Origin of the sequence: Mesorhizobium sp. M7A.F.Ca.AU.001.01.1.1 (genome assembly GCF_004022735.1) — a bacterium.
GTDB lineage: Bacteria > Pseudomonadota > Alphaproteobacteria > Rhizobiales > Rhizobiaceae > Mesorhizobium > Mesorhizobium ciceri.
Map to the genome: position 1 here is coordinate 1 of NZ_RZPF01000275.1, position 7,624 is coordinate 7,624.

The 7,624-nt window shown below is 61.4% G+C and carries 10 protein-coding genes and 1 pseudogene; 6 read left to right on the plus strand and 5 right to left on the minus strand.

Annotated elements, in window-relative coordinates:
• The 3 genes and pseudogenes from EN884_RS39595 to EN884_RS17930 all read left to right on the plus strand — a co-directional run.
• Window positions 1-265: pseudogene (locus EN884_RS39595) on the plus strand (3-oxoadipate enol-lactonase); the annotation flags it as partial.
• Between the two features lie 180 nt (window positions 266-445).
• Window positions 446-691 (plus strand): hypothetical protein, encoded by a 246-nt coding sequence (locus EN884_RS17925; protein WP_013530132.1) that lies wholly within the window; start codon window positions 446-448, stop codon window positions 689-691.
• A 57-nt stretch (window positions 692-748) separates the two neighbouring features.
• Entirely contained in the window at window positions 749-964 is a 216-nt protein-coding gene (locus tag EN884_RS17930) for a hypothetical protein (RefSeq protein WP_063168782.1), read from the plus strand.
• A gap of 62 nt (window positions 965-1,026) precedes the next feature.
• Here EN884_RS17930 and EN884_RS17935 read toward each other — a convergent pair whose 3' ends face one another.
• The gene (locus tag EN884_RS17935; RefSeq protein WP_013530134.1) at window positions 1,027-1,467 is read right to left on the minus strand and encodes a DUF2267 domain-containing protein; all 441 of its coding nucleotides are present in this window, start codon (window positions 1,465-1,467) and stop codon (window positions 1,027-1,029) included.
• A 274-nt stretch (window positions 1,468-1,741) separates the two neighbouring features.
• Here EN884_RS17935 and EN884_RS39600 point away from each other — a divergent pair, with 274 nt between their 5' ends.
• Together EN884_RS39600 and EN884_RS39605 are read left to right on the plus strand one after the other, a co-directional pair.
• Window positions 1,742-2,146 (plus strand): hypothetical protein, encoded by a 405-nt coding sequence (locus EN884_RS39600; protein ID WP_245491943.1) that lies wholly within the window; start codon window positions 1,742-1,744, stop codon window positions 2,144-2,146.
• Entirely contained in the window at window positions 2,140-2,370 is a 231-nt protein-coding gene (locus tag EN884_RS39605; RefSeq protein ID WP_244514335.1) for a hypothetical protein, read from the plus strand. The genes EN884_RS39600 and EN884_RS39605 overlap by 7 nt, the downstream gene beginning before the upstream one ends.
• A gap of 33 nt (window positions 2,371-2,403) precedes the next feature.
• Here the strand turns inward: EN884_RS39605 and EN884_RS17945 are convergent, their stop codons facing one another.
• The 3 genes from EN884_RS17945 to EN884_RS17960 form a co-directional block, all read right to left on the minus strand.
• The gene (locus tag EN884_RS17945) at window positions 2,404-3,321 is read right to left on the minus strand and encodes an NADP-dependent oxidoreductase (RefSeq protein WP_013530136.1); all 918 of its coding nucleotides are present in this window, start codon (window positions 3,319-3,321) and stop codon (window positions 2,404-2,406) included.
• A gap of 212 nt (window positions 3,322-3,533) precedes the next feature.
• Entirely contained in the window at window positions 3,534-3,890 is a 357-nt protein-coding gene (locus EN884_RS17950) for an SPW repeat protein (protein WP_027162069.1), read from the minus strand.
• A gap of 645 nt (window positions 3,891-4,535) precedes the next feature.
• Window positions 4,536-5,513 carry a hypothetical protein gene (locus EN884_RS17960; RefSeq protein ID WP_063168781.1) on the minus strand — a complete coding sequence of 326 codons (978 nt, stop codon included), beginning with the start codon at window positions 5,511-5,513 and terminating at the stop codon, window positions 4,536-4,538.
• A 584-nt stretch (window positions 5,514-6,097) separates the two neighbouring features.
• Here EN884_RS17960 and EN884_RS17965 point away from each other — a divergent pair.
• On the plus strand, window positions 6,098-6,811 hold the full coding sequence (locus EN884_RS17965) for a DNA helicase (protein ID WP_013530139.1): 714 nt from the start codon (window positions 6,098-6,100) through the stop codon (window positions 6,809-6,811).
• Between the two features lie 20 nt (window positions 6,812-6,831).
• Here the strand turns inward: EN884_RS17965 and EN884_RS17970 are convergent.
• Window positions 6,832-7,624: LysR substrate-binding domain-containing protein (locus EN884_RS17970; RefSeq protein ID WP_128360659.1), on the minus strand; the 793-nt coding region annotated here is incomplete at its 5' end.

Consider the following 7,624-nt stretch of genomic DNA (forward strand, 5'->3'; position numbering starts at 1 on the left):
TGGTCGGCACGACACGGTGACGGCAGCCAGCCACAGCGAGCTGATCGCCGCGACGGTACCCGGCGCGAAGCTGGTTGTGCTGCCTGCGGTCCATCTGTCGAACATCGAATATCCGGCGGAGTTCATCCAGGCTGTCATCGATTTCTGCGCGGAGCCGAGTGCCGCGACGGCAAAGGCATCCGGCACCAGCCCGGCGGTTGCCGAGCGTTCAAAGGACGCTGCGGTTCACAAGGGCGGGCGCCAGCCGGAGCCTGCGTCAATGTGAGCGCCGGGCCGAGCGGAGCCATCTGGCGAGAAGCTTTTCAACGCCTTTCGGAACGATCCCGTCACCTTGCCATTATCAGCACGAAGGCAGGCTCGGACAGGCAAACGCCGTAACCGACCTTAGAGACGGCCGGCGACGCACCACTTTCGGGCGCCGACACGAACACGCCGGAGGAAAGCGATGACTGGACGCAAAACCCACGATCAACAAATTCGCATCATTGAAGAGCGGGAAAACACAAAGAACGCCGGCAAGGATTTTGATGCCGAGGCGGATCTGAAACGATCAGCGGCGGAACGCGAAGCACTGCGCAAGGGAGCGGACATGAGGACCGATACACCGGACCTCGTCGATCCAGACGACCGCAACATGCTTCGCGGCAAGAATCAGGAAAGCGCCCATCACAAGAACCGTGCCGACGACTAAAGCGCGTCACGGACCAGCAACGCTCCTGGAACATTCGTCATAGATTGGAGGCAGCCCATGGCACACGGCAGCAAGAAGCACATCGGAGCAGGTTCACAAGGAAAGGGTTCCGGCACAGGCGCCATGACCGTGACGCCAAAAGACAAGCTCGAAGAAAACAAGGTTCTGTCCAATCGCGACAAGGCACAGCATTCCAAAGAACGCGGTTTGGACTCCAGGCAGGTCGCGACCGAGCAGCATCAGGATCATGCCGCCAACCGTTTGCGGGACTGACGCCCGACAGGGGCGCCAGCCTCGGCCTGGCTGTCCGGGGAGCCGCCAGATTCGTGCCATCTCTATTTGACACCGAGGCTTTCGGGCCAGAGCGCCTGGATTTCCTTCGGCAGCGCATCGCGCACCTTAGCCGATTGGCCAAGATCAATATGCCGTGCAAGAACTCGGAACACCGAGCGTGCTGCATCCTCGGGATCGACGGGGCGGATCGATTTCAATTCCTCGCCGATGTGCTGCGAGAAGTTTTCCAGGGAGCGCGTTTTGTCCGGCTCGGCTGCGGGCCGGTAGTGGTCGTAATAGGCGCCGCGCACCAGGAGCGGCAGTTCCGCCCCAAGTTTGGCCGCAAGCCCGATCTGCAGCCTGTCCCTTACGGTCCGCAGGACCGCGCCCAATATGTGCCATGCAATTCGCCGATCCGGACCATGATCGTCCATGATCTCGTCGAGCCAGATGTTGGTTGTCTGCAGCGTCCTGTCAAAGACATCCAAACCGGTAGCGCTCATCATCGCCTCCTCATCAAATTCATGTCTGGTTTCGAAACGATGCTCAGGGACAATCGTTTCGCTATCTGTCGACAAAATTGGCTCGGCCTGTGATCCGGCTCTGCCCCGGGATCCACGGTAGCGGTCTTGGTTGCGCCGGAACCCCTTCCGAAGCAGTTCGTTCCTGGGTGGGCGGCTTTGAGGAGCTGGTTGCGCGTCCTGCAACGGGTTTTTTGCGATGCCTGCAAGGAAGACAAAAACCACTGAAGGCGAGAACCGACAGCAACTCCTGCAGATGATGACGACGGAGCATTTGGTGCTGGGGACCGCCAGGGCGGCGACTATTCAGGAGGCGAATCAGCGCGCAAATTTGTTCCTGACTTCGGTATCCAGCGCCACGATCGCCCTTGCTTTCGTGGCCCAGGTGACGAGGATGGGGCTTCCTTTCATGCTGTTCAGCCTGATCCTGTTGCCGTGCCTCTACTTCATTGGGCTGGTGACATTCGTCAGGGCTGTGCAGGTGGCCATCGAAGACATGGTCCACGCCCGCGGCATGGCACGCATCAGGCACTGCTACACCGAGCTCACCCCTTCGATGGCGCGCTATCTGGTTCACTCCACCCCCAAACGGCTCTGCTGGCCGATGTCGGCCTCAAGCCAAGGCCCTGGCAAGCGTTCGCCGGAACCGCAGGGATGGTGAATGTCGTCAACGGTGCCATCGCCGGTGTCTTTGCCGGCGTGATGCTCAAGGTTGTCGTTGGCTCGATGGTCAGTCTCGCCGTGACTGTCGGCATTCTAGCTTTTGCGGTGAGCAACTGGTGCCTGTGGCAACATCACAGGCGCAGTTGGGCAAGCGCGGAACACAAGCTGAAGGTGCTGTTTCCAAACGTGCCGGACAGCGACGGCGAGGCGCGGATCGGATAACCCGTTCGAGAGGGGCAGGAGCATCAACTCGCGCTAGGCGGAAACCTCAAGCACGATCTTGCCACGCACATGCTCATTTTCCAGCCGTTCTTCCGCTTTGGCGACCTCTCCAAGCGGGTAGGTGGCTTGCACGAAGGGGGTGACCTTGCCGGCCTCGATGAGGCGGCCGATCTCGGCAAGATGCGCCGCATTCGGCTCGGCCAGGTAGGAGACGCCACGCGCCCGACGCAAGTTTGCCTTTTCCTGCGACGGTTGGGAAAGCGTGGAAACGAGCGTCCCGCCAGGCTTGAGCACCTCCCAGGAGCGCTCCTGCGTGTCGCCCGCGACAAGATCGAACACCAGGTCGACCGCATCGACGACCTCTTCGAAACGCTGATTCTTGTAGTCGACCGTCTGATCGGCGCCAAGCTCACGCACGAAAACGACGTCCTCGGCGGAAACGGTTGTCGCGACGAACGCGCCCGCGGCCTTGGCCAGCTGGATCGCCAGATGACCGACGCCGCCGGCGCCGCCATGGATGAGAACCCGTTGTCCGGATTTGAGGCCGCCATGATCGAAAAGGCCTTGCCATGCGGTGATGCCGGCAAGCGGCACCGCCGCGGCTTCGACATGGCTTAGACGATCCGGTTTGGCAGCCGCCTCCGTCGCCTTGACCACGACATATTCGGCATTGCCGCCCCGGTCATGACCAAGCATCGCAAACAACGGGTCGCCCTTCTTCAACGTATGCGCCCGCGTACCGCATATTTCCACCGTGCCGGATACGTCGCGCCCGAGCGTGACCGGCAGGGTCTCGCTCACCGACCCTTCGCGGGTCTTGTAGTCGATCGGATTGACGCTTGCGGCGCGGACCCTGAGCACAACCTCGTCGTCAAGGGGCTGAGGCGAGGGGACCTGATCGATCGAAAGAACCTCAGGTCCGCCAAAAGCGTGGATGCGGATTGCTTTCATGTCGGCATACCTCCTGTTGTCTGGCTTTCGGCGACGCTGTCTGCAGGGCTGTCGTCAGCGGCTGTGCAGCCGAGGTTGCGGCGGCAGGCACGCTGGCCTCCCGGCGGGCCACCGTCAGATGATTTTCCACCATCATCGGCGACCCAGCGGGATGCCAATTTGTCGGCGGCCAATCCGTCACGATCAGGCCGCCGCAAGGACGCCCAGTCCTGCTAGGCCGTAGACTGCGTCGGCGGGTTCTGGTTCATCATCCACAGCTCGATCGCAGCCAGAACCGCGACCAGAACGCCGATTACAACATGCACGCCCATGGCTGTGGTTGCCTGGAATCCAAGCACCCAGGGAGACACGACTACCCAAAGACCCACAACGAGGTTCAGCCATTCCTCCCAGACAGCAAAGGCGAAGAGGGCGGCAACCGAAAGCACGACAATCACGATGCCGCTGCCCATGGCATTCTGGGACTGTGTCCCTGCCGCGAAGGCGAATATCCATGGAGAGAAGAAGAGAATTGCTCCGAGGACCAGATTTGCTACGTCACAGAGCTTGGCATTTGACCATTGGTTCATGATTTTCTCCATCAAGCGTGCTCTCCACGCTTCCGAAGCTCAATCGGCGGCCTTGAAACCGTCGGTCACATGGCGGCAAGGCTACAACCAGACTTGCTGGCTTTCTAACTGGAGAGCAGGCCGTTGGTTCCAACCAATCGGCCTGGCACGGCACCGGGAACTCTCCTCGCCAGGAGCATTCAGCCACTCCCGATCCGTTCGCGACATACAACGCGGCGGGAAGATGCGAGGCGCAGGCGATTACCCATGTGATCGCCTCTCGATCATAGTCGTCACCCGGAGCGCCAGTCCTCGAAGAAGACGTTCAATGTAAGCGTGATGTGTTCGCGTTCTGGCAGCCTTCTGTGCCGCTTCCTTCCTGCCGCGGGTACCCTTGGTCCGCACTGCCTTGCGCGCGGCGGCGGAACGACCGGATGCGCCTTTCGTTTCGGCGGCCTTCTCGGCGGCGGCCGCCCGCGCCATGGGCGCGCGTTGTCTCTGGGGACCAACGCGCCGAGGTTACAAATGAACCTATCCCAGCCTTTGGCTTGCCGACATCGACGACGCGCGGGGAGTCAGACGCTGGCAAACCTCGGAGATCGGGATCGATACCGGTTCACGACGGGTTGCTGATCAATGCGCATGGTTCGCATGCCGAAGCGGACGTCACGGCTGCGTGCAAATCGGCACTGGCTGCGGCGGCGGTGCCGGATGATCCTTCCTGTATTGGGCGATGATCGGCTCGAGGGTCTTTCGCGGCCAGAATTTCGGTGTGCCGATTTCCTTCAGGCAGGACGCGTTCCAATAGGCGCCCGGCTGTGAATGGTTGGCTGCGACCGCGGCGATGTCGCGCGATTCCGGGTAGATGTAGAGCGTCGTCGGATTGTCCTTGACCATCGGGATAATCTGCTGCGCATCCGCCGGCGACCAACTGGTGCAGCCATTGCTGCGGCCGCCGGCATAATCCACCAGCTTGCCGAACGGTACGAAGCCGTCATGGTCGGCATGCGAGCTGTTCGGATTTTTGCGCAGGCACAGGCCGTGCAGCACCTGGGCCGCGTGGCCGCCGATCACCCGCTGCCTGGCGTTCGCGGCTTCGCCTTCGCCGTCGAACTGGATGAAGGTGCGCTGGAAAGCCACGTCCCGTTTCGCACCAGTGCGGTAATAACCCTTGAACGAGGTTTTCGCCTCGCGGGTCATATAGGCGCCGCCGGCCGTCAACGATGAATCCATCGCATTGCCGAAGTTCCTAGCGCACCGCTTGCCATTCGAAAAATCGACGACGCCCTTCAGATTCCGCCCGCTGCCATGACCCGACGAAATCGCGCGGAAGGACTCGCTGGCCTCGCAGATGACGTAGTAGCGGCGGCCGAGCACGCCATTGCCCAGATCGCTGGGGCGTGTCGCATCCATGGCGAAGTAGCAGGGGTTCTTGACGGCCCCTTGGGCGACCTTCTTCCGATAAAGCGCGCGGGCTCGTTCGAGGACAATTTGTGAGATCTGGCCCTCGCTGTTGCCGACATGAGCCTGCAACCAGGCCGGAACGTCAGATGATGCGGCAAAGGATCGAGCCGACACCGTCACGGCGATGACGGCGACGAAAAAGCTGGCGACGACGCCCAGACAAACAGATCTCAACCGCACCGGATCAATTCTCCTGTCGAAGCGAATGGCGATTTCTTGCGGTATTGCCGCGAGAATCGATCATAGATGGCCTCGCATTATCAGGCGAAACACATCTTGTTTAGCGCGCCCGCATGAAGATCCGCAAAGCAGGTCGACGCATGCAACGGCCCTACGCCGACATGCTGGCTCCAGGCTTGCGGCGGACGTCTTCGTATCCTTGAAGCAGGGCAACGAACTCGGGTTGGCGGGTTCCTTCGAGCTCGTCGGCGCGTTGGCTGACGGAGCATCAAACGAAAAACCCGCCTGTGCGGCGGGCCATCGGCGCAAATCAGCACCATGGACAAATATGTACCATAGCTGAGTGCAGGGAGTCAAGAAAAAATTCCTATCGCGAAAAGCCGCGGGTTCGGAACCTGATCTCTCGAGTTCCGCGATTTTCGATACGCAGGGATTGAGCTATCATCTGATTCTGGCGTGGCTCACGCCTCCTCCCTCCGCCGGGAAAGCATCATCCATGCAGGGCTCTCTCATCACCGAACCAACTGTTCGAGCGCTTGGCATAAGGAGGGGTTGCGAAAACGGCTCGCACCAGGAGGTTTGTCATGAAGCTGTCCGCGCCCATCTATCATCTGAAGCGTCAAGCCAGGCTGTTGTCCCGCGAGGCCAAAATTCCGCTCCACGAAGCGCTTGACCGTGTTGCAGTACGGGAAGGCTTCGCCAGTTGGAGCCTGCTTGCGGCCAAGGCAGCCGGGGCGGCGCCTGCCGGCACACTGTTTGCGCAACTTGCGCCCGGCGATCTGGTCCTGGTGGGTGCACGACCCGGCCACGGCAAGACGCTGATGAGTCTCGAACTGGCAATCGAAGCCATGAAGTCCGGCAGTCGGGGCGTGTTCTTCACGCTGGAGTATACGCAGCGGGATGTGCTCGACCGATTTCGAGCCATCGGGGCAGACCCGGTGCAGTTCAACGACCGGTTCGTGTTCGACAATTCCGACGCCATCAGCGCCGACTACATCGTCAAGGCATTGGGCTCGGCGCCGCGCGGCACGCTGGTGGTGATCGACTACCTGCAACTGCTCGACCAAAAGCGGCAAAATCCGGAGCTGATGGCGCAGGTTCGCACGCTGAAAGCGTTTGCCGGCGACAGGGGATTGATCCTCGTCTTCATCTCGCAGATCGACCGGTCCTACGACCCGGCGCAGAAGCCGGTTCCCGATATCGGCGATGTGCGGTTGCCGAACCCTCTGGATCTGTCGCTGTTCAACAAGACCTGCTTCCTGAACAAGGGCGAGATCCGGTTCCACGCGGCAGGCTGACGATCGGGTCAGCCAAGCCTTCATTGGGCGGCTGCTACCAAGTTCAGCTCAACCGATGCCGGATTGTGCTGCGCGCGCAACGTTTCGGCCGCCTGGCGAACCACTTCGGATATAAGCATCAGCTGTTTGGCGATCGGGCTTGTCTTGCGCCAGATCATGCCGATCGTCCGCGACGGTTGGGGGTTGGCAAAGTGGGCGACAGACACCGCCGCCGAGCGCGTCTCCACCGGCACGGCCATTTCGGGAATCAAGGTGACGCCGACACCGGCGCCGACCATCTGCACCAGGGTCGACAGCGAGCTGCCGTCCAGCAACTCCCTTGGCCGCGCCGAATGCATGTTGCAGAACGACAGCGCCTGGTCGCGAAAACAATGGCCTTCCTCCAGCAGGAGCAGCCGCATCTCGCGCAGCATTTCGCGGTTGGGGACCGGCTTTCCCTCGTCCTCGCCGGGCCGGACCAGCACGAAGTTCTCGGCAAACAGCACGATTTCCGTCAGCGAGGGTTCCGACACCGGCAAGGCGACGATGGCCGCGTCAAGCCGGCCGTCGGCCAGTTCCTGGATCAGCTTTTGCGTTTGCGTTTCGCGCACGTGGATATCGAGCCCGTCATGCATGCGGGCGAGGTTGCCGATGATGGCAGGCAGGAGGTAGGGTGCGATCGTCGGGATCACGCCGATGCGCAACCGTCCCACCAGCCGGTCGCGCGAGGCGCGGGCCAGATCCGTCAGCTCATCCACCGAGCGCAGGATGTCGCGGACGCGCAAGGCGAATTCCTCGCCGAAATTGGTCAGCCGGACCTGGCGTGGGCCTCTT